Below are 19,409 nucleotides of genomic sequence, written 5' to 3'. Positions count from 1 at the left end.
AACCTCAAATACATTTGAAATAATCGAAGGGTTCACGGCAGGTGTCACAGCGCCAGAGCGCTTTGCAGGCCGTTGAACCAAATTCACTGATAAGCGACGTGTGTACGCTGCCGCAGCGCGGGCAGCTCACCTCAGCCGGGAGATGCGCATGGCAACTGTGTCCGACCGGCGGGCTAATGCCGTACTGGCGCAGGCGCTCACGGGCATCCGGCGTCATCCAGTCGGTGGTCCAGGCCGGATCAAGGCGCAATACAATGTGAACGGGCGTAAAACCGTGCGTCGTCATCGCCTCGCGGATAGCACCGATCAGATGTTCCGTCGCCGGGCAGCCGGAATAGGTTGGCGTAAAGCCGATGACCCAACCGTCTCCCTGTTGTGCGACGCTGCGCACCATGCCGAGGTCGGTAATGGTCAGCACGGGAATTTCCGGGTCCGGGATCGCGCTAAGCAGATTCCAGATTTCGCGTATTTGTGCCGGTGCTACCTCTGCCAGACGTTGCATGACGACTCCTCCGTTACCACTGCTGACCAGGATACGCGCGCTGGAGGTACTGCATTTCCGCCAGCATCGGTCCCAGATGTTCGGTATGCAGCCCTTTTTTGCCGCCTGTGCGGTACGCCGCCTCTTCCGGGACAGTCAGCGCAGCGGCGCTAAATCCGGCGAACACTTCGGCTTCCCATTCCTCGCGCAGCAGTGCGGGATGAACGGCAATACCGGCGTCGCTCAGGGCGATATCAATCTCGTCGGCGTCGAACAACTCGGAGGTAAAGCGCCAGAGCGTGTTGACCGCCTGCTGCATTTTTTGCGCTGACACCTCAGTGCCGTTGCCCAGACGTTCCAGCCAGCCACGACTAAAACGCAGGTGATAACGGGCTTCTTTAATGGCTTTGGCAGCGATCGCGGCAAGCTGTTGATCGCGGCTTTCGGTGAGTCGGGTAAACAGCGCTACGTGCCAGGCATCAATGAAATACTGGCGGGCGATGGTGTCGGCGAAGTTGCCGTTGGGCTGCTCAACCAGCAGTAAGTTGCGAAACTGGCGTTCATCGCGGCCAAACGCCAGCGTGTCTTCGTCGCCAGTGCCTTCCAGTTCGGCGGCATAACTTAAGAAATTGCGCGCCTGACCGAGCAAATCGAGGCCAATGTTGGCGAGTGCGAGGTCGATTTCCAGCTCCGGGGCATGTCCGCACCACGCGCCAAGACGTTGCGACAGCACCAGACAGTTATCCCCCAAACGCAGGGTATAAGCGGTTAACGTTTTCATTCCCTGCCTCACATGTGCTCAATGCCATCGGGGATGGTGTAAAACGTCGGATGGCGATACACCTTGCTCTCCGACGGGTCGAAGAACTCGCCGCGCTCTTCCGGTTGAGAGGCGACGATTTCGCTCGCCTTCACGACCCAAATCGAACACCCTTCGCTGCGGCGAGTGTAGGCGTCACGCGCATTCTCCAGCGCCATCCGATCATCTGCTGCGTGCAGGCTGCCCACGTGACGGTGCGACAATCCCTGCTTCCCGCGAACAAAAACTTCATATAACGGCCAGTAAACTTTGCTCATTGTGTTTCCCCTTAAGCGACCTTGCGGGCGTGTTGTTTTTGCGCATGCGCCAGTGCGGCTTCGCGCACCCACGCCCCTTCTTCCCAGGCTTTGCGTTTGGCATCCAGACGTTCCTGGTTACAGACGCCACGGCCGTTGATCACCTCGTTGAACTCCCGCCAGTCGATCTCGCCAAAGCGGTAATGGCCGCTTTCCGCGTCCAGGCGCAGGTCCGCATCCGGTACGGTCATGCCCAGCATTTCAACCTGCGGGACGGTGTTGTCGACAAAACGCTGACGCAGTTCGTCGTTGCCAAAACGTTTGATCTTCCACGCCAGGCTTTGAGCGCTGTTCGGCGAGTTGTCGTCGTTCGGCCCAAACATCATCAACACTGGCCACCAGAAACGATTAATGGCGTCCTGAAGCATCTGCCGCTGAGACTCGCTCCCTTGCGCCAGCGCCATGCAGGCTTCGAACCCCTGACGTTGATGAAAGCTTTCCTCTTTACAGATTTTCACCATCGCCCGGGCATACGGTCCGTACGAGGTACGGCACAGCGCCACCTGATTCACAATCGCAGCGCCGTCAACCAGCCAGCCGATCACGCCGATATCTGCCCAGCTCAGCGTGGGATAATTAAAGATGGAGGAGTACTTCATGCGGCCATCGAGCATCTTCTGATAGATGTCTTCGCGGGCGCAGCCGAGGGTTTCCGCCGCGCTGTAGAGATACAGACCGTGCCCGGCTTCGTCCTGCACCTTCGCCAGTAAGATGGCTTTGCGACGCAGTGTCGGTGCGCGGGTGATCCAGTTGCCTTCCGGCAGCATGCCGACAATTTCAGAATGCGCATGCTGACCTATCTGGCGGATCAGCGTCTTACGATAGGCTTCAGGCATCCAGTCCTGCGGCTCGATTGCCGTCTCTTGCACTATGCGTTGCTCAAAGCGTTGTTCTTCGGTCACGTCATCACCTTTACGATTCCAGTTTTCGTGATTTAAAACAAAAAATGAATCACGTTGTTTTATAAACGTTACACAATGGTTAATTAAAACCCCAAGATTTGTTTGTGTAATTTGTGACGCGATTCGCAAGCGATTTGTCTTTTTTCTTTATATTCAGACAAATAACGAACCACATGTAACACCACGCGATCACATTGTTAATAAAATATTAAAACAAGGCTTGATTTTTATGATTCATAAATCAACTATTCATAGCGAGATCACGTAACATTTGGAGAGAAGAGATGCAGCAACTAGCCAGCTTCTTGTCCGGTACCTGGCAATCTGGCCGGGGCCGCGCCCGTACAATTCATCACGCCATCCACGGCGAAGCCTTATGGGAAGTCACCAGCGAGGGCCTCGATATGGCCGCCGCTCGCCGGTATGCTATTGATAAAGGGGGAAATGCGCTTCAGGCCATGACCTTTATTGAACGTGCCGCGATGCTGAAAGCCGTTGCCAAACATTTGCTCGGCGAAAAAGAGACCTTCTATGCGCTCTCCGCGCAAACCGGCGCCACCCGGGCAGACAGTTGGGTCGATATTGAGGGCGGTATCGGTACGCTGTTTGCTTATGCCAGCATGGGCAGCCGCGAACTCCCGGACGATACGCTTTGGCCAGAAGATGAACTGATCCCCCTTTCTAAAGAAGGCGGTTTCGCCGCGCGTCATGTGCTGACCTCAAAATCCGGCGTGGCAGTCCACATTAACGCCTTTAACTTCCCGTGCTGGGGCATGCTCGAAAAACTGGCGCCGACCTGGCTGGCTGGCGTACCGGCAATCGTTAAACCGGCCACCGCCACCGCCCAGGTCACGCAGGCGATGGTGAAATCGATCGTTGAGAGCGGTCTGGTGCCCGACGGTGCCATCAGCCTGATTTGCGGCGGCGCAGGCGATCTGCTCGACCAGCTCGACAGTCAGGATGTGGTCACGTTCACCGGCTCCGCCTCAACGGGCCAGTCATTGCGTGTTCACCCTAACATCGTGGCAAACTCGATCCCCTTCACTATGGAAGCAGACTCGTTGAACTGCTGCGTCCTCGGTGAAGACGTGACGCCAGAAAGCCCGGAATTTGCGCTGTTTATCCGTGAAGTGGTGCGTGAAATGACCACCAAAGCCGGACAAAAATGTACTGCGATTCGTCGTATCATCGTGCCAAATGCACAGATTGAGGCAGTGAGCGAGGCGTTGGTCGCCCGTCTTGGAAAAGTCGTGGTGGGCGATCCGGCTCAGGAAGGCGTCAAAATGGGGGCGCTGGTCAACGCCGAACAGCGTGCCGACGTTCAGGAAAAAGTGAACCTGCTGGTCGAGGCCGGTTGTGAAGTGCGTCTTGGCGGTCAGGCGGATTTAACCGCGCCGGGGGCGTATTTCCCGCCGACGCTGCTGTTCTGCCCTCAGCCGGACGAAACCCCGGCGGTTCATGCCACAGAAGCCTTCGGCCCTGTCGCAACGCTGATGCCGTATCAACACGCCGACCACGCGATGGCGCTGGCACGTGCGGGCGGCGGCAGCCTGGCGGGAACGCTGGTGACGGCAGATCCTGCGCTGGCGCGTCAGTTTATTGCCGGGGCCGCCCGCGCCCACGGCCGTATTCAGATCCTCAATGCAGAATCCGCCAAAGAGTCCACCGGACACGGTTCGCCGCTGCCGCAACTGGTTCACGGTGGTCCTGGACGTGCAGGCGGCGGTGAAGAACTGGGCGGCCTGCGGGCGGTGAAACATTATCTGCAACGCACGGCTATCCAGGGCAGTCCAACCATGCTTGCCGCGATTGGCAAACAGTGGGTGCGTGGGGCGCAGGTGCTTGAAGACAGAATTCACCCCTTCCGCAAATACTTTGAAGAGTTGCAGGCGGGCGACAGTTTGCTGACGCCGCGTCGTACGATGACCGAGGCGGATATCGTCAATTTTGCCTGTCTGAGTGGCGATCACTTCTATGCGCACATGGACAAAATCGGCGCAGCGGAGTCCATTTTTGGCGAGCGCGTCGTGCATGGCTACTTTGTGCTTTCTGCCGCCGCAGGGCTGTTTGTCGATGCGGGCGTCGGGCCGGTTATCGCCAATTACGGGCTGGAGAATCTACGCTTTATCGAGCCCGTGAAACCCGGCGATACGATTCAGGTTCGTCTGACCTGCAAACGCAAGACGTTGAAAAAACAGCGTTCAGCGGAGGAGAAACCGACGGGCGTTGTCGAATGGGCGGTAGAAGTCTTTAACCAACACCAGACACCGGTCGCGCTTTACTCCATTCTGACGCTGGTCGCACGTCAGCACGGGGATTTCGCGTCCTGATAATCAGTAACCGGGCGGCCTGTTGCGGGCTGCCCGGCATTCCTCAGTAAAACAGCAATGCAATCAGCCAGACTGCCCACAGCAGCGCAATCAACCCCAAAGCCTTGCGAAATTGTTTAAGCGCCCCCTGCCGCCGCTCGCTTAGCGTTAGCCGTTGCAGCCTTTCGCGCCGCCAGATGAAAAAGAGCGCAACACCCGCCTGCTCATTATTTTCCTGGTTGATCACCGCTAAATACTGCGCATCCAGCCAGACTCGCCAGCAGCCGAAACCGGCGAGTCCGCACAGTAATGCGATAACCGCGCGCACTATCCCAGCCTCACCGATAAACACCACCCACATCAGCGGCGCAAGGATAAAAAACAGCAAAAAACGCCAGCTCGACAAGGTTTGTTGCAGCAGAGGCGACACGACATCCTCGTCACGCGTTACACTGTCACACTTGTTTTCCATTGTTCCAGTAACTCCAGATGTTCAGGGGTGAAGACCACCTGCGAACGGGCTTCGCGGACACGAGCAACCGCGTGTGCGACGTCCAGCGTCGGGTAGCGCCACAGCAACCAGGCTGCAACGACCAGGGCACTCCGGGAAAGCCCAAGCGCACAGTGAACAAGCACGCTCCCGTGCGTGGCGCGTAACGCTTCCAGCTTCTCTACCGCCAGACGCAGCGTCGCCGGGTCCGGGTTCACCAGATCCAACAGAGGGACGCACTGGTAAACCTGTCCATGCACGGCGGGTGAACGCGCAAACTCACTGGTCAAATCCAGTACCGCACGTGCCGTTGGCGGCGTTCGTGGGTACACCCCCAAAGATACGCCATCCGCAAGCGGGCTTACCGTCGGTAAACGGCGGGTGTAGAGGCGCATCGAAAGCCACATGCCTGCGCGCCAGGGCAACAACAGCCACCACGCCGCGCCGCTTAATCGCCCTTTTTCATCTTTTTGCAGCGCGTCTGCGCCTAAAACACTATAGGCGAGTGAAACAATCATCAAAGCAATGGCGGGCCACCACAGCCAGTACGTCACCCGCGTTCCCGCCAGACACACCAGCGCACCCGCGAAATAGCGTCCTGCCAGGGTGAGATGTTTTCCGCCAGCCCATTGCCAGCGCCATGTGCCCTGCGCGGGGATCAGCCAGTCAATCAGCATCCCGACGGCCAGCCCGGTGACGACATCAATGGCGTGATGCTGCCAGGTCGTCAGCACAGAAACCGCGATCAACAAAAACCAGCCGGTACTGAACGTCCGCCAGCCGCCGCTCAGATGGCGGTGGAAATGCCGCCACAGCAGCCAGCATAAAATAATATGCAAGGAGGGCGACTGATTGTACGGCAAATCAAACTGTTCAAGCTGGCCGAACAACCAGCCCGCCAGACCGTTAATTTCTGGTCTGACAAAGGTAAAACGCAGTGGAAACAGCAGGAAACCGGCGCAGGCGATAAGCGACGCCAGCGCCAGTCGCCCGACCAGACGGCGTTGTTCATTCAGCGACGTGCAAATAAACAGCGACAGGCCGTACAGCAGGTCCAGACTCCAGTAGGGAATGATGGTGAACGGCACAAACGGAATATGCCGTTCCCAGTCAAAGACGATGCTGCCGATACCGTCTCGCCCGGCGGTGAATTGATTGACCTGTCCGTAGGTCAGAAAGAAAAACGGCGCAAGCAACAGCAGCCAGCCGAGACCCTGAACGAAAATGGGGCGTTGAACCGTCATGATGCGCGACGCACCGCCATTGAGACGGTGAAAATGCCCCATTCATCGATCAACTGGGCGCATTTATCGAACCCCGCTTCGTGCACCAGCGCATCCATTTCCCCCTGGGTACGCACGCGCATCACCCACGCTTTACCGTCTTTGTGGCTGGTGAGCGACCAGGCGATGGTTTTGAGCTGCGGATGCCAGGGCTGCCCGGTGTAGATCAGAATGCCGCCAGGCTCTATCGCTTCTGCCAGTCCGGCAAGCGAGTTACGCACCAGCGTATTCTCGGGAAACAGTTCATACAGCCCGGAGACAATGCCCAGCGTCGGACGCGGTTCAAGCGAGGCCAGTTCCGTACGGTTAAAGGCATCTCCGTGTTCAAAACGTGCCCTTCCCGCCATTCCGCGCTGCGCAATCATCTCCTGACCTTTCAGGACGTTTAGCTCGCTGTAGTCGCGCAGCAATATCTCACTCGCCGCCGTTTCGCCTTGCAGCGCATCGAGCACGTAGCGTCCGTGACCGGCGGCGATATCCACTACCCGCACCGGCGTTCCTTGCGCCTTCAGTTGCGCGACCGCGTGTTGGATCAGCGTCTGAAGATGCGTTTTTCGCTGCCGAATGCCTTTCCAGCCCACGCTGTTGAGGTAGTTCTTATCAATCAGACGCCCCAGCGCGCTGCTGCCCTGCGGCTGATTACGATAGACGTAGTCCAGCGTACTACCAGAGTCAAAACCGGTCTCAAATCCCAGACGAACGCCCGTGGACTGCGTTCCCAGCATTTTCATGGCGTAACGCAAACCGCGATAAGCGATATCGTCGACAGAGAACGGTTCCGGCCCGCCGCTTAAGATACGCCAGGTGTCTGCGCCAGGACTCCAGCGGTCTTCGTGACGATAGTCGAAGCATTGAGGCGGTCTGGCGTAGAGCGTATCGATAAAGTCCCGCATTTTATCAAAGGCCAGATGCCGCTCTTTTTCGCCCAGCGTATCGTGATAAAAACCGGGTAAAACATGCAATTCTTTGAGCGGACTGCGCAGACGCTGGTAAAAATCGATCTGTGGCTTTCGATGCACAACGAAATCTTCGCCGGAGACCAGCAGCTGGACAGGCATAGTAATCGCCCCCGCGTCGCTGACAATACGCTCTGCCGTTTTATAGAGATCGAGCAGGATATTGACCGCAATCGGGCGGGTGATCAGCGGGTCATGATTGAAACTCGCCACCCGTTCGTGATCATGCGTCAGATACTTGCCTTTGACATAAGAATTGACAAAGAAAAGCCCGCGCAGGCGATGCATCAGCGCAAGCCCTGGACGGGCAAACGGCACGTACAATTTCACCTTAAACGCCGGAGATGCCAGTACCATGCCACGAATTCGCGGGGCATAATCATGGGCCCAGGTCGCCGCCATTACCGCACCGACGCTTTGTGCAACCACCACGACCTCTTCCAGCGTCGTCTGGCTGTCGGCGGCGGCAAAACGGACAAACTCATCAACATCTTTCACCGAACGCGCCAGCGACGGACTGTATCCTCGCATCCCCGGCGAACGCCCATGGCCCCGCGCATCCCATGCATAGAACGCGGTATCCGGCATCGCCAGTTCATCAACAATGTGTTGCAGCCGCCCGGAATGTTCGTGTCCGCGATGAAACAGGACAATCACTTTGGCGGTTGTTCCCACCGTCTGCGCTGGCCAGTGGCGATAAAACAGCTCGCAATTGTCGCTGGTCAGAAAATGTCGTTCATCCGGTGTGCGATGTTGATTCATGAGTGTGATTTCCTGTTGTTTGTTGCTGAAGCGCCAACAGTTGTTGCTTCAGTTCATCCATAAACACGTTTTTCTCGGGATGACCAGGCAGCGCGTCACCCACACAGACATCAATAAAGAGCGGAAGAGGAATTCGATTTCCCCGCGCCATCACCTGCTCTGTCCCGCGCAGCCAGACGGGAATAATCGGCACCTCCGGCAGGCGTTGGCTCAAATGCCACACCCCGGATTTCAGCGGCGACAGTTTCCCAGGCTCCCCCCGCGTACCTTCCGGGAAGATAATCAGTATCTTGTTGTCGCGAAGCGCCTGTTCACACTGCGCCAGCGGATTGGCTTCCCCGCCCTGGCGAGAGATGGGAATAATATTGATGATATTGAGCGCGAACCAGGCCATCCCTTTGTTGCGCAGAAAATAGTCGGCCGCCGCCACCGGATGGATCTGCGCCTGGCGGCGCAGGGGAAACAGCGACAACAGGGCAAACACATCCATATGGCTGTTGTGATTCGCCACGATAATCGCCGGTCCCTGTTGTGGTAAGCGTTGACGATGTTTAACCCGCAGCCCCAGCCACAACCAAATCACCGGCCAGACGATGCACAATGAGAACAACGTTCTAAGCAGTTTCGTCATCATAGGTTAGTAACAAAAATAACGAATGAAATGAAAAAAGACTGGCGCCGTGAAAATCAGCGAGTCCAGCCGGTCGAGGATCCCGCCGTGTCCAGGCAATAACGTGCCGCTGTCTTTCACGCCAATATCACGCTTGATGGCCGACATCACCACATCACCACAGAATCCAGTCACCCCGATGATTAGCCCCGCAAGCAGCGCCATCGGCCAGCTTAACGGCGTGAGTATGGGTCCCAGCAACAGCGCCAGCAGCGCCGTGGTGGCCACGCCGCCCACCAGTCCTGCCAGCGTTTTATTGGGGCTGACTGTCGGCGTCACTTTGATACGCCCAAGCGATTTTCCCCACAGATACTGGGCAATGTCGTTAAATTCGGTTAAACCAACCAGAAAGAGCACCAGCAACGCGCCGGTTTGCTTGTCGTCAGCAGGCAGCACCAGCAAAAACGCGACGTGACTGAAGGCGAATACGGTCGTCATCAGACTCCAGTGTAACTGGGAGGCGGTACGCAAAAATCCCTGCGTATCACCGGCGATCACCATCCGCGCCGGTAAAAATAAAAAGACATACACCGGAATAAACACCACAAACATGCCGTACCAGCCAATGCCGATGAGCCAGTAGTTAATGGGAATGGCGATAAACATCCACAACAACGGCATACGATCGGAATGACGAGAAGGCACCAGCGTCAAAAACTCTTTTAACGCCATAAAACTGACGATCGCGAAAAAGGTCAGCGCCAGCCAGTGCGGGCTTAACATCGCCAGCGAAAACAGAATGATAATGACCCACCAGGTGCGGATACGTAACGTCAGTTCACGCCAGTCTTTGCCGGGACGTAGCCTCACCAGCAGCATGTTCACCACCGTCGCCAGTACTAACAGAGCAAAAATGACCGCCAGCGATTTTTCCAGCAACATCATTTCGCCCCCTCTTCACGCAATGCGCTCCGACAACGGTTCACCACCGTCCACAGCAGCAGCGCGATTGCGACCGCCCAGACAAGGTTGTTCCATTGCACAAGCCAGGGCCAGATGGCCAGCGCCAGCCCCCACGCGCCAAACACCAGTGCCCTGTCGCTTTTACCTAACGGGCCGCTGTAGTTACGTACGCCGTTGATAGTTTGAACCAGCACGCCGCAGAATTCCGTCATCGCTGCACAGAACAACATCACTAATACCAACGCCAAAGAACTGGCGGGCAGAAACAAAAACGGCAGGTAAAGGGCAATGTCTGATACGACATCCCCCACTTCATTAAGAATAGCGCCCAGGCGGGATTGTTGATGGCATTCTCGCGCCAGCATACCGTCCAGCGCATTGAGCGCCATGCGAATAAATAGCACCACCGGCAGCAGGAAAAACAGTTTCGGCTCGGGGAAGTAACTCAATACCGCCCCGGTGACCAGGGAAAGTGCCATTGCGGCAAGGGTAACGTGGTTGGCAGTCACATGGCGTCGGTTCAGCCAGAACATCAATGGACGCAGAAGTGCCTGAAACGCGGGTTTTATCTGATAAAGCGTCATTACCTTTCCCTGATAATTGATAGACCTCTCTATTGTGTATCAAGTATTAATAATGGACTAACGCTTTTCACCCTGCCGGTGAGTAATTCGGAAGTTGCACCCGAAAATGATAACAAGTGAACGTCATCGCCGCGCGTTTACCACCGGTTGACGGGATCTGGCACATCTGACAAATAACCTGGCAAATGCAAGCAAACCGTTTCCACTGTCCGATTGCTATGTTAGCGATAGATAAACCGCACGCAAAAGCGGTCGCAAACGCAGAACAACACAACATGACGAGGTTATATATGGACCTGACTCCCCGCAAAACAGCGCTGGCGTTGGCTGTCGCCCTGCTGTGCTCCTGGCAGTCGCAGGCATTCGCCCATGGCAGTGAAGCGCAAATGCTGCCAATGACAAAAACCCTGCAGGATTTTGGCGCAGATGTGCAGTGGGATGACTACGCGCAGATGTTTACCATCAGCAAAGATGGCGCTTTCGTGAAAGTGAAGCCGGGCGCGAAAACGGCCATCGTCAATGGTAAATCCCTGACGTTGCAGGTTCCGGTGGTGATGAAGAACAAAAAAGCCTGGATCTCCGAAGGGTTTATTAATGAAGTTTTTCAGTCCGATCTGGACCAAACCTTCCAGGTGGAAAAACGCCCCCACCCGCTTAACTCGCTGACCGCCGACGAGATCCAACAGGCCGTTGAGATTGTCAAAGCCTCGCCTGATTTCAAACCGAATACCCGCTTTACCGAAATTTCACTGCGTGAACCGAACAAAGAGGAAGTCTGGGATTTCGCGCTGAACGGAACCCCGGTGAAACAGCCCCGTAAGGCCGATGTCATCATGTTGGATGGCAAAAATATCATTGAAGGCGTGGTTTCGCTGGATGACAAAAAGATTGAATCCTGGACGCCTGTCAAAGATGCCCACGGCATGGTCTTGCTGGACGATTTCGCCACCGTGCAAAACGTGATTAATGGCAGCGAAGAATATGCCCAGGCGCTGGCAAAACACGGGATCACAGACCCGAAAAAAGTGATCACCACCCCGCTGACCGTCGGCTACTTTGATGGCAAAGACGGCTTAAAACAGGATGAGCGCTTATTGAAAGTGATCAGCTACCTGGATGTCGGCGACGGTAACTACTGGGCACATCCGATTGAAAACCTCGTCGCCGTGGTCGATCTTGAGCAGAAGAAAATCATTAAAATTGAAGATGGCCCGGTGATTCCGGTGCCGTTGACACCGCGCGCGTATGACGGTCGAGATCGCCATGCCCCGACGGTAAAACCGCTGCAAATCGTCGAGCCTGAAGGTAAGAACTACACCATTACTGGCGATATGATCCACTGGCAAAACTGGGATTTCCACCTGCGTCTGAACTCGCGCGTCGGCCCGATTATTTCAACCGTCACGTTTAACGACAATGGTAAGAAGCGCAAGGTGATGTACGAAGGTTCGCTGGGCGGCATGATCGTTCCTTACGGCGACCCGGACATTGGCTGGTATTTTAAAGCCTACCTGGATTCCGGCGATTACGGGATGGGGACGCTGACCTCGCCTATCGAGCGTGGTAAAGATGCGCCAGGTAACGCCGTACTGCTGAATGAGACCATCGCGGACTACACCGGTAAACCGACGGAGATCCCGCGCGCCGTGGCTATTTTTGAGCGCTACGCGGGTCCGGAATATAAACATCAGGAAATGGGTCAACCTAACGTCAGTACTGAACGTCGCGAGTTGGTGGTGCGTTGGATCAGTACCGTCGGCAACTACGACTACATTTTTGACTGGATTTTCCATCAGAATGGCACTATCGGCATCGATGCGGGCGCCACCGGGATTGAAGCGGTGAAAGGCGTACAAGCGAAGACGATGCATGATCCAAGCGCGAAAGACGACACCCGTTACGGCACGCTGATCGATCACAATATTGTCGGCACCACCCACCAGCATATTTATAACTTCCGTCTGGATTTAGACGTCGATGGCGAGAATAACAGCCTGGTGGCCATGGATCCGGAAGTGAAACCGAACACCGCTGGCGGACCGCGTACCAGCACCATGCAGATTAATCAGTACAACATCAGTAATGAGAAAGATGCCGCGCAGAAATTTGACCCAGGCACCATTCGTTTACTGAGCAACACCAACAAAGAAAACCGCATGGGTAATCCGGTTTCCTATCAGATAATCCCTTACGCTGGCGGTACGCATCCGGTAGCAACAGGCGCCAAATTCGCCCCGGATGAATGGATCTATCACCGTCTGAGCTTTATGGACAAACAGCTGTGGGTCACGCGTTACCATGCCGGTGAACGTTTCCCGGAAGGCAAATACCCGAACCGTTCAACCCATGATACGGGGCTTGGCGAGTACACCAAAGACAACGAGTCGCTGGACAATACCGACACCGTGGTCTGGATGACGACCGGCACCACCCACGTTGCTCGCGCGGAAGAGTGGCCGATTATGCCAACCGAATGGGTACATACCCTGTTGAAACCGTGGAACTTCTTTGACGAAACACCGTCGTTAGGCGCAGTTAAGAAAGAGAAGTAACGTTGGGAAAGAGAAAAACGGCGCGTTGCGCCGTTTTTTTTATCCCTGCATAAACACCACCTCCTATGGCGGTGGTCAGCAACAGGTTTTAGCTTTGCCGTTTTGATTGTCTTTGGATTTAAATCTTTCAGAACAGGCAGAGACTTTTACTGGCGTCGGTGTTTTGCAAGGGTAAAAAACCACCTGTATAGCAGGTGGCATTGATAACGCCCCATAGTGGCGTACTAAAAGCCCTAACAAAAAGTTGTCAGCAACCGATTTGGTTTTACCTGAATGTGTATGGATTTAAAACTAACAAAACGGGCGGAGGTTTCTTTTCGGGAACGTAGTCATCGCAGTCAATTCCTCCGGCTATGCTGGTGATTTTTGCGAAAATAGGGGGGCGAGAGAAGAGTACAACGTGCTCAATTTTCTGATGATGGGATATCCGACCTGCATATGAGGTACCCGGAAAGCGACACGCTACCGGACACCCCATCAGAGATTAATAACGCACGCACACCGACTTGGTTTCACACCAGCCGTCCAGCCAGTCCGGACCGAAATCGCGCCCGGTACCAGACTGTTTCATTCCGCCAAACGGCAGGTTGGCATCGATCAACGTATGGCTGTTAACCCATACCGTTCCGGCCTGTAAACGGTCGGTATATTCCAGCGCTTTGCTGATATTTTGCGTCCAGACGCTCGCCGTCAGACCGTATTCCGTATCGTTCGCCAATTGAAGCGCTTCTTCACCATCCGCCACACGTACGAGATTAACAACCGGACCGAAGACCTCTTCTCGCGTCAGGCGCAGCTTCGCATCTGGGTTCACCACCAGTGTCGGCGTCACGTAGTAGCCATTCGTGTCCGGAACTGTCGCACCGACGATCAACTCCGCATGATTGGCACGGGCATCGTCAAGGAAGGTCTGTACTTTGTCGCAGTGCGCTCTGGAAACCAGTGGGTTAATCTGTGCCTGTGGCGACATCCCCGGCCCAATGCTCAATGATTTAACCGCCTGCTCAAAGCCGCTCACCAGCGTGTCAAAAAGCGGGGCTTCAATGTAAATGCGCGAACTGGCGGCACACACCTGTCCCTGATTCAGGAAGCTCCCGGTCATCAGACCTTCGATTACCCACTGTGGGTCGGCATCTTTCAGTACAATCGCCGGGTTTTTACCGCCTAACTCCAGGGTCACGCCTGTCAGCCTGTCGGCCGCCGAACGCGCGATGTTTTTACCTGTTGCCGTTGAGCCCGTGAAGCTGACTTTCGCGATATGCGGATGCGTGGTGAGTGCGGCGCCGCACACGGCACCGCTGCCGGTCACCACGTTGAAGACGCCATCCGGGATCCCGGCTTCTGTTGCCAGTTCCGCGACACGTAGCAGCGTAAGCGGCGTGGTTTCAGAGGGTTTGATAACGATAGAGCATCCCGCCGCCAGCGCAGGCATCACTTTCCACATCCCGATCATCAGTGGGAAATTCCACGGCACAATCCCTGCAACCACCCCCACCGGTTCTTTACGCGTCCAGGCCTGATAGCGCGCGCCCTGCGGTAGTGGAATAGAAAGATCCAGCGTTTTACCGGCAATTTTGGTCGTTAATCCAGCGGTATAGCGCATCCAGTTCAGCGTGCAACCGACTTCGAACGCGCGGGAAATCGCGATCGATTTCCCCTGTTCCAGGGTTTCGAGCTGTGCCAGCTCTTCACAGTGCTGTTCAACCAGATCGGCGAAACGTAGCAGGATTCGCTCGCGTTCAGCGGGTAATTTGCCTGCCCAGGAGCGCGAAACAAAAGCACGCCAGCCGCACATCACCGCGCGATCGACATCGGCGACGCTGGCATCCGCCGTTGTGCCTATCACCTCACCGGTGGCCGGGTTGTAGAGACTGAGCCGTTTATCGCCATCGGATGGCGTCTGGCGCCCATCAATCCAGAGCCCATGCTGCCTGTCCAGAAAGTGTTGTACCGCTGCGAGGACGGCGACCTGTGTATCAGACATACATTTCTCCTTACTGTTGCAGGTTTTCCAGACAGTTTATGCCGCCTTCACAAAACGGGCTTTTTGCTCTGTGACAATCGCTTTGTTTGCTGTGACAGGCTCCGCAAATACCAAGAATAACCCCTACAAACCCTATGCCCGGCGGGCGTTATTTCCTATAGTCAGCCACAACGCCCTTGCAATTTGCAACATTAATGCAACAGAACTTAAACAATGCACAAGGCAGCGAGATAAAAATGGCTGGTGTGAGCGAGAAGGACCAATACGAACAATGGCTGGCGCAAATCAATCAGGTTTGCGGCAGCTTTGCCGCCCGCCCGTTGGCGGGAGAATTTGTTGGCAAACTGGAATCAAGTTTTGCTAATAATCTGAAGCTAAGTACGGTCACGGCGGGAGGGGTAAACCTGTTTCGCACCCGCCAGGAAATTAAGCACAGCAATGACGCCTGGTTTTATACCGTGTTCCAGCTCGACGGTAAGGCGGTGATGGAACAGGACGATCGCCAGATAGAACTTGAAACCGGCGACATAACGCTCATTGACGCCTCACGCCCCTGCTCTTTTTACTGGCCGGCAAAAGCCCGTCAGGTTTCACTGTTGCTGCCACGGCAGATCCTTGAACAACACTTTCGCTTTCAGGAAGTCAGCTGTGCGCAAAAGCTCTCGCGGGATCTGCCCACCGTACAACTGAGTCACCGACTGTTGCAGGAGAGCATGAGCAATACAGGGATGAGCGAGACGGAAAGCGAAGCCGCGCTGGAAGCCATTGTGTGTCTGTTACGGCCTGTCCTGCAACAGCAAGAGAGCTTACCGCCGCGTAAAGAGCGGCAGTTTCGCAATGTATTGTCGCTGATCGACGCACATATACAGTCCGAAACGCTACGCCCGGAATGGGTCGCCGCCGAGAGTGGTATGTCGGTACGCAGTTTATACCGCATGTTTGCGGATAAAGGTCTGGTGGTGGCGCAATACATTAAAAATCGCCGTCTTGATCTTTGCGCGCAGATGCTGCGAACGGCCAACGGAGAAGAGAAACTGGCGGGTATTGGCTATGCCTGGGGGTTTGCCGATCATAGCCATTTTTCGACCGCCTTTAAGCAGCGCTTCGGCATTTCGCCAGGCGAATACCGTAAGCGCTATCGCTAATTATTTTTGCATCCATTTTCCGTTGATGCCCTGAACATACTCGCCAGGCTTCGCACGTTCGACCAGCTTTTGCCCTGCCATTTTCGCCACTTGATCAACCGGAATATGATTGGTTTCGGCCAGTTGTTGATAGCTGGCGTTGCGCGCCTCATTGATTTTTTTCACCAGCGTTTGCGTTTGTGCGTCGTTTTTCAGCGCGACCAGATAACCGTTCAACGTTTCCCCGACGCGCCCCTGGCTGCGGGCTTCATTCAGGGTCAACGCCATCACATTGCCGCTCAGCAAACTCAGAATAAGCACCGTCAGTGTGAGCTGTTTTTTCATCATGACCTCAGAATAAATCGCTGCGCGACTTCAGTAAGCTTTCGACGTCTTTATCCACTTTGATATGAATTTCATGTTCAATTTTGACGTTCATATTGATGGTGATGGGCTCTTCGGGCGCAGCAACTTCAATACGGGGCGTACAGCCGGTCACTAACGCAGAGGCACACAGCGCCAGCATGGCAGTCATCGTTTTCATTGTGGTTCCTCACATTCCTTGCCTTCCGGGCAATGGGTTTCTGGCAACGCTGTATTTTGTTCTAGCCATGCCTGTAAATTGTCGCCAAAACGCAGACTGCGCCAGAGCGTAAACACATTCTCTTCATGGGTGTAGTTCAGGTTTACCCGCCCCACTTTTCCATCAACGCGACTGCTACCTGCAATTGTCGCCTGCATGGTTAAGACACCCAGATTATCTAAATTGATTTTCGTCCAGGAATGGGCAATTTCCATATAACGTAGCCAGTTGATCGCCGCTCCCGCAGCCATATTGTCTTTGACTACGGCGTCGGCAGTGTCTTTGTCAATACGCAACGTCATGGGGCCTGGATTCGTCAGCCAGCCATCTTTGATGATCCATTTTTCATTGTTCAACCACAGCGGTAGCGCACCGCTCACCGGGCCGGACATCGCAAACTGTTTGGGATTGACCGCACTGATAAGCTCGCTTGAAGAGATGTTCTGCACACGCAGAAGTGCGGGATCGTGCTGCGGCATCCGCAACTGCTGCATGGTGACTTTCCCGCCCAGCAGATCGACGCTGACATCGCTCAACAGCAGCGGATCCGCTTCACTCCAGGGGTAATTGCCCTGAAGGTCGGCCGTAATATTTTTTGCCGTCACCTGGTTGACGACTTCTGCGATACGTAACGAAACCGGCCCCCGCGTGCCCAGTTGCCAGACGCCAGCGCTAAAACGAAACGGCAGCACAAAATCCACGCCATTGATTTCATTGTCAGGCATCCACGCGCTACCGCCTTTCAGCACGCCGTGCCCGCCCGCTTCAAAACCCTGCTCTTGTGCAGCGGAAAACGCAATCTGCGCATACAACTCGCCTTCGCGTAATTTCATCTTCCATTCAGGCGGTATCAACGGTTGAAAAACCGTCAGTGACTGCTTTGGCCACCAGGCTTGCCCGCGCAGACGCACGCCATCCCAGCGACCGTTCACCCGTACTGGTCCGATCGCCCCCGCATGCAGATCGCCTTTGTACTGGAAAAAAGTGGGATCGCGACCGTCGACGCTGAATTTCAGGGTGGAAGGCGGTAATACGCTGCCGCCGGTAAAGGTGGTTTTCCCGGCATCAAAGGACAATGCGCCGCTGAAGGCGGGTTTCTTCGCGTCACGAACCCACACCACCGGTTGTTCGAGTATCAGACGCGGGTTATCCACCTTCATGGTGCCGTACTGCAGTTGGTCAAATCCGGTAGACAGATCGGTAAGGGTGATTGTTTGGTCATGCCACTCTCCCCGTCCTGCGACATCCCAGTGCGCATGCATCGGGGTAAAACTGCCCGTGCCCCAGTAACGCCACTGCCAGCGCCCTGCATCTGGCAGAAAATCATTCGCCATGCCATCGAGGTGCAGAACGAAGTCGCCCATTTTATTCTCATGCGCGCGCAGAATGGCCTGCAGACGGCCATCGACCCCACGCGGCGTCACCTTCACGCCCGCCAGCGGCCAGCGGATCTCATCAATATCCAGAGAATCGATCACCCGACCACGGGAACGCAGCAATGCGCCTGGCGCAAAATCCAGTTGAGGCGCGGCCAGACTGCCGGTGAGTTGTGCGGGCAGGATAGCGTAGAAAATCAGGTCGCCCTGTTTCGCTTCCCCGGTGACCTGCAATGGCATCTCACTGTTATCCATGCTGAGTTTCCCCGGCCCGAACGTCAGCACCGCGTTCCCTTTCCCCGCATCGCCCTGAGTAAGCACGTTCAACCGCCCGCTCACGACTGCATTTTCAGGGCCAGCCTGCCAGTTCTCTATTTTGAGTCCCATCCGCCCGCTGAGCGGAAACCCCTGATACGGCCACGCCCAGCGCCCGTCGCTAATGGTGAGCTGCTGACGCGTCACTTCCCAAGGGAGATCCAGCAACGGATCCGGATTATCTCGCGCCATCACCACCAGTTGACCGGCATTATCGCGCCAGTCAATTTCGGCATCCACCAGGGATGGCTCCTGCGGCAAGCTGAGTGTCGTCACCGCATGCCCGCTCACGGGCAGCCCATCAGGGACCAACGGCAGAGTGAATTCCCCGACCAGTTTCACCGGCGGCTGTTGTTCGAAAGCGGAGACTTCCAGTTCACTGACGGTGAGAGCCTGCCCGCGCAGGTGGCCCTGGAATTTGACTTTATCGCCCTGATAACGGAGTTGCTGGAGAGTCGGGGTCAGAGAGACAGACAGTTTCCCCTGCCACTCCTGCCACGGAGAAAGGATAATTTTGTCGATATTAATCCAGGTATTCGGCAGCATCGACTGCCATTCAGCCAGCGTTTTGGGGGCAGCCGGTGATTGTTTAGCTTCGGGGAGTTTTGCCAGACAAGCTGAATCAAGCTCGATTGCGCCAACATTTAACAACCAGCGACTCGGGTGAGAAAGCCCGGCCTCTGTCACCTTCGCTAACTGACAGTCACCGACCAGGTAGCGCAGTTCAGGAATATGTAATCCATCACGCGTAAGACGCGGACTCTTATCCAGCGCGATGCGCGTCCCCACAGGCAGCCAGATACCTGCCAGTGTGGGAACCCATAACCCAAGCGTCATAATCAACGTCAGTGGTATCAGGGCCAATAATAGAAGTAGTGCGAGAACGGCTTTATATTTACCCTTCATGGGTAGTTAATGTCCTGATTTAGCGAAAAATATAGCCGGTTAAGGCCCGTATTGTGGCATGTTTGATCGTGCTGTTGAAGACGGCGCCACTAATAAGGATAGATGCTCTAAAG

At 55.4% G+C, this 19,409-nt stretch carries 17 protein-coding genes; 3 read left to right on the top strand and 14 right to left on the bottom strand.

Features of this window, described 5'->3' with window-relative positions:
• Window positions 1–4: 4 nt before the first annotated feature.
• From paaD to paaA, 4 genes are read right to left on the bottom strand one after another with little or no spacing between them, the layout of a single operon-like run.
• Window positions 5–502, bottom strand: coding sequence for a 1,2-phenylacetyl-CoA epoxidase subunit PaaD (gene paaD, locus CJP72_RS15230; RefSeq protein WP_162382200.1), 498 nt, complete (start codon window positions 500–502; stop codon window positions 5–7).
• 13 nt (window positions 503–515) lie between these two features.
• Window positions 516–1,262, bottom strand: coding sequence for a 1,2-phenylacetyl-CoA epoxidase subunit PaaC (gene paaC / locus CJP72_RS15225; protein WP_162382199.1), 747 nt, complete (start codon window positions 1,260–1,262; stop codon window positions 516–518).
• 8 nt (window positions 1,263–1,270) lie between these two features.
• Window positions 1,271–1,558 carry a 1,2-phenylacetyl-CoA epoxidase subunit PaaB gene (gene paaB, locus CJP72_RS15220; protein ID WP_162382198.1) on the bottom strand — a complete coding sequence of 96 codons (288 nt, stop codon included), beginning with the start codon at window positions 1,556–1,558 and terminating at the stop codon, window positions 1,271–1,273.
• A gap of 11 nt (window positions 1,559–1,569) precedes the next feature.
• Window positions 1,570–2,499 (bottom strand): 1,2-phenylacetyl-CoA epoxidase subunit PaaA, encoded by a 930-nt coding sequence (gene paaA / locus CJP72_RS15215; protein ID WP_342212317.1) that lies wholly within the window; start codon window positions 2,497–2,499, stop codon window positions 1,570–1,572.
• 284 nt (window positions 2,500–2,783) lie between these two features.
• On the opposite strand from paaA, the gene paaZ reads away from it, so the two are divergent.
• On the top strand, window positions 2,784–4,829 hold the full coding sequence (gene paaZ / locus CJP72_RS15210; protein ID WP_162382197.1) for a phenylacetic acid degradation bifunctional protein PaaZ: 2,046 nt from the start codon (window positions 2,784–2,786) through the stop codon (window positions 4,827–4,829).
• Window positions 4,830–4,872: 43 nt separating this feature from the next.
• On the opposite strand, the gene CJP72_RS15205 is transcribed toward paaZ, so the two are convergent.
• From CJP72_RS15205 to CJP72_RS15180, 6 genes are read right to left on the bottom strand one after another with little or no spacing between them, the layout of a single operon-like run.
• Window positions 4,873–5,280 (bottom strand): hypothetical protein, encoded by a 408-nt coding sequence (locus tag CJP72_RS15205; protein WP_193568741.1) that lies wholly within the window; start codon window positions 5,278–5,280, stop codon window positions 4,873–4,875.
• The gene (locus tag CJP72_RS15200; protein ID WP_162382196.1) at window positions 5,256–6,542 is read right to left on the bottom strand and encodes a phosphatase PAP2/dual specificity phosphatase family protein; all 1,287 of its coding nucleotides are present in this window, start codon (window positions 6,540–6,542) and stop codon (window positions 5,256–5,258) included. Before CJP72_RS15200 ends, CJP72_RS15205 begins: the two co-directional genes overlap by 25 nt.
• Entirely contained in the window at window positions 6,539–8,299 is a 1,761-nt protein-coding gene (locus CJP72_RS15195) for a bifunctional alpha/beta hydrolase/class I SAM-dependent methyltransferase (RefSeq protein ID WP_162382195.1), read from the bottom strand. Before CJP72_RS15195 ends, CJP72_RS15200 begins: the two co-directional genes overlap by 4 nt.
• A complete protein-coding gene (locus tag CJP72_RS15190) occupies window positions 8,274–8,930 on the bottom strand; it encodes a lysophospholipid acyltransferase family protein (RefSeq protein WP_446714973.1) in 657 nt (218 codons plus the stop codon). The genes CJP72_RS15195 and CJP72_RS15190 overlap by 26 nt, the downstream gene beginning before the upstream one ends.
• A gap of 6 nt (window positions 8,931–8,936) precedes the next feature.
• Complete coding sequence (locus CJP72_RS15185; protein WP_162382193.1) at window positions 8,937–9,854, bottom strand: phosphatidate cytidylyltransferase; 918 nt, start codon at window positions 9,852–9,854, stop codon at window positions 8,937–8,939.
• Window positions 9,851–10,456, bottom strand: a complete 606-nt coding sequence (locus CJP72_RS15180; protein ID WP_162382192.1) for a CDP-alcohol phosphatidyltransferase family protein — start codon at window positions 10,454–10,456, stop codon at window positions 9,851–9,853. Before CJP72_RS15180 ends, CJP72_RS15185 begins: the two co-directional genes overlap by 4 nt.
• A gap of 290 nt (window positions 10,457–10,746) precedes the next feature.
• Here CJP72_RS15180 and tynA point away from each other — a divergent pair, with 290 nt between their 5' ends.
• Window positions 10,747–13,008 (top strand): primary-amine oxidase, encoded by a 2,262-nt coding sequence (tynA, locus tag CJP72_RS15175; RefSeq protein WP_162382278.1) that lies wholly within the window; start codon window positions 10,747–10,749, stop codon window positions 13,006–13,008.
• A gap of 484 nt (window positions 13,009–13,492) precedes the next feature.
• Here tynA and CJP72_RS15170 read toward each other — a convergent pair whose 3' ends face one another.
• Complete coding sequence (locus CJP72_RS15170) at window positions 13,493–14,992, bottom strand: aldehyde dehydrogenase family protein (protein ID WP_162382191.1); 1,500 nt, start codon at window positions 14,990–14,992, stop codon at window positions 13,493–13,495.
• 236 nt (window positions 14,993–15,228) lie between these two features.
• Here CJP72_RS15170 and feaR point away from each other — a divergent pair, with 236 nt between their 5' ends.
• Window positions 15,229–16,137 (top strand): transcriptional regulator FeaR, encoded by a 909-nt coding sequence (gene feaR, locus CJP72_RS15165; protein WP_162382277.1) that lies wholly within the window; start codon window positions 15,229–15,231, stop codon window positions 16,135–16,137.
• On the opposite strand, the gene CJP72_RS15160 is transcribed toward feaR, so the two are convergent.
• From CJP72_RS15160 to CJP72_RS15150, 3 genes are read right to left on the bottom strand one after another with little or no spacing between them, the layout of a single operon-like run.
• Entirely contained in the window at window positions 16,138–16,461 is a 324-nt protein-coding gene (locus CJP72_RS15160; RefSeq protein WP_162382190.1) for a YdbL family protein, read from the bottom strand.
• A 7-nt stretch (window positions 16,462–16,468) separates the two neighbouring features.
• Window positions 16,469–16,660: a YnbE family lipoprotein gene (locus CJP72_RS15155; RefSeq protein WP_162382189.1), complete on the bottom strand. Its 192-nt coding sequence runs from the start codon at window positions 16,658–16,660 to the stop codon at window positions 16,469–16,471.
• Complete coding sequence (locus CJP72_RS15150; protein WP_162382188.1) at window positions 16,657–19,296, bottom strand: YdbH family protein; 2,640 nt, start codon at window positions 19,294–19,296, stop codon at window positions 16,657–16,659. The genes CJP72_RS15155 and CJP72_RS15150 overlap by 4 nt, the downstream gene beginning before the upstream one ends.
• Window positions 19,297–19,409: the final 113 nt, after the last annotated feature.

This window comes from Citrobacter sp. NCU1 (genome assembly GCF_010231475.1).
Lineage (GTDB): Bacteria > Pseudomonadota > Gammaproteobacteria > Enterobacterales > Enterobacteriaceae > Citrobacter_D.
Note: the sequence above shows the minus strand (reverse complement) of the source record. Positions and strands in the feature narration are given on the sequence as shown.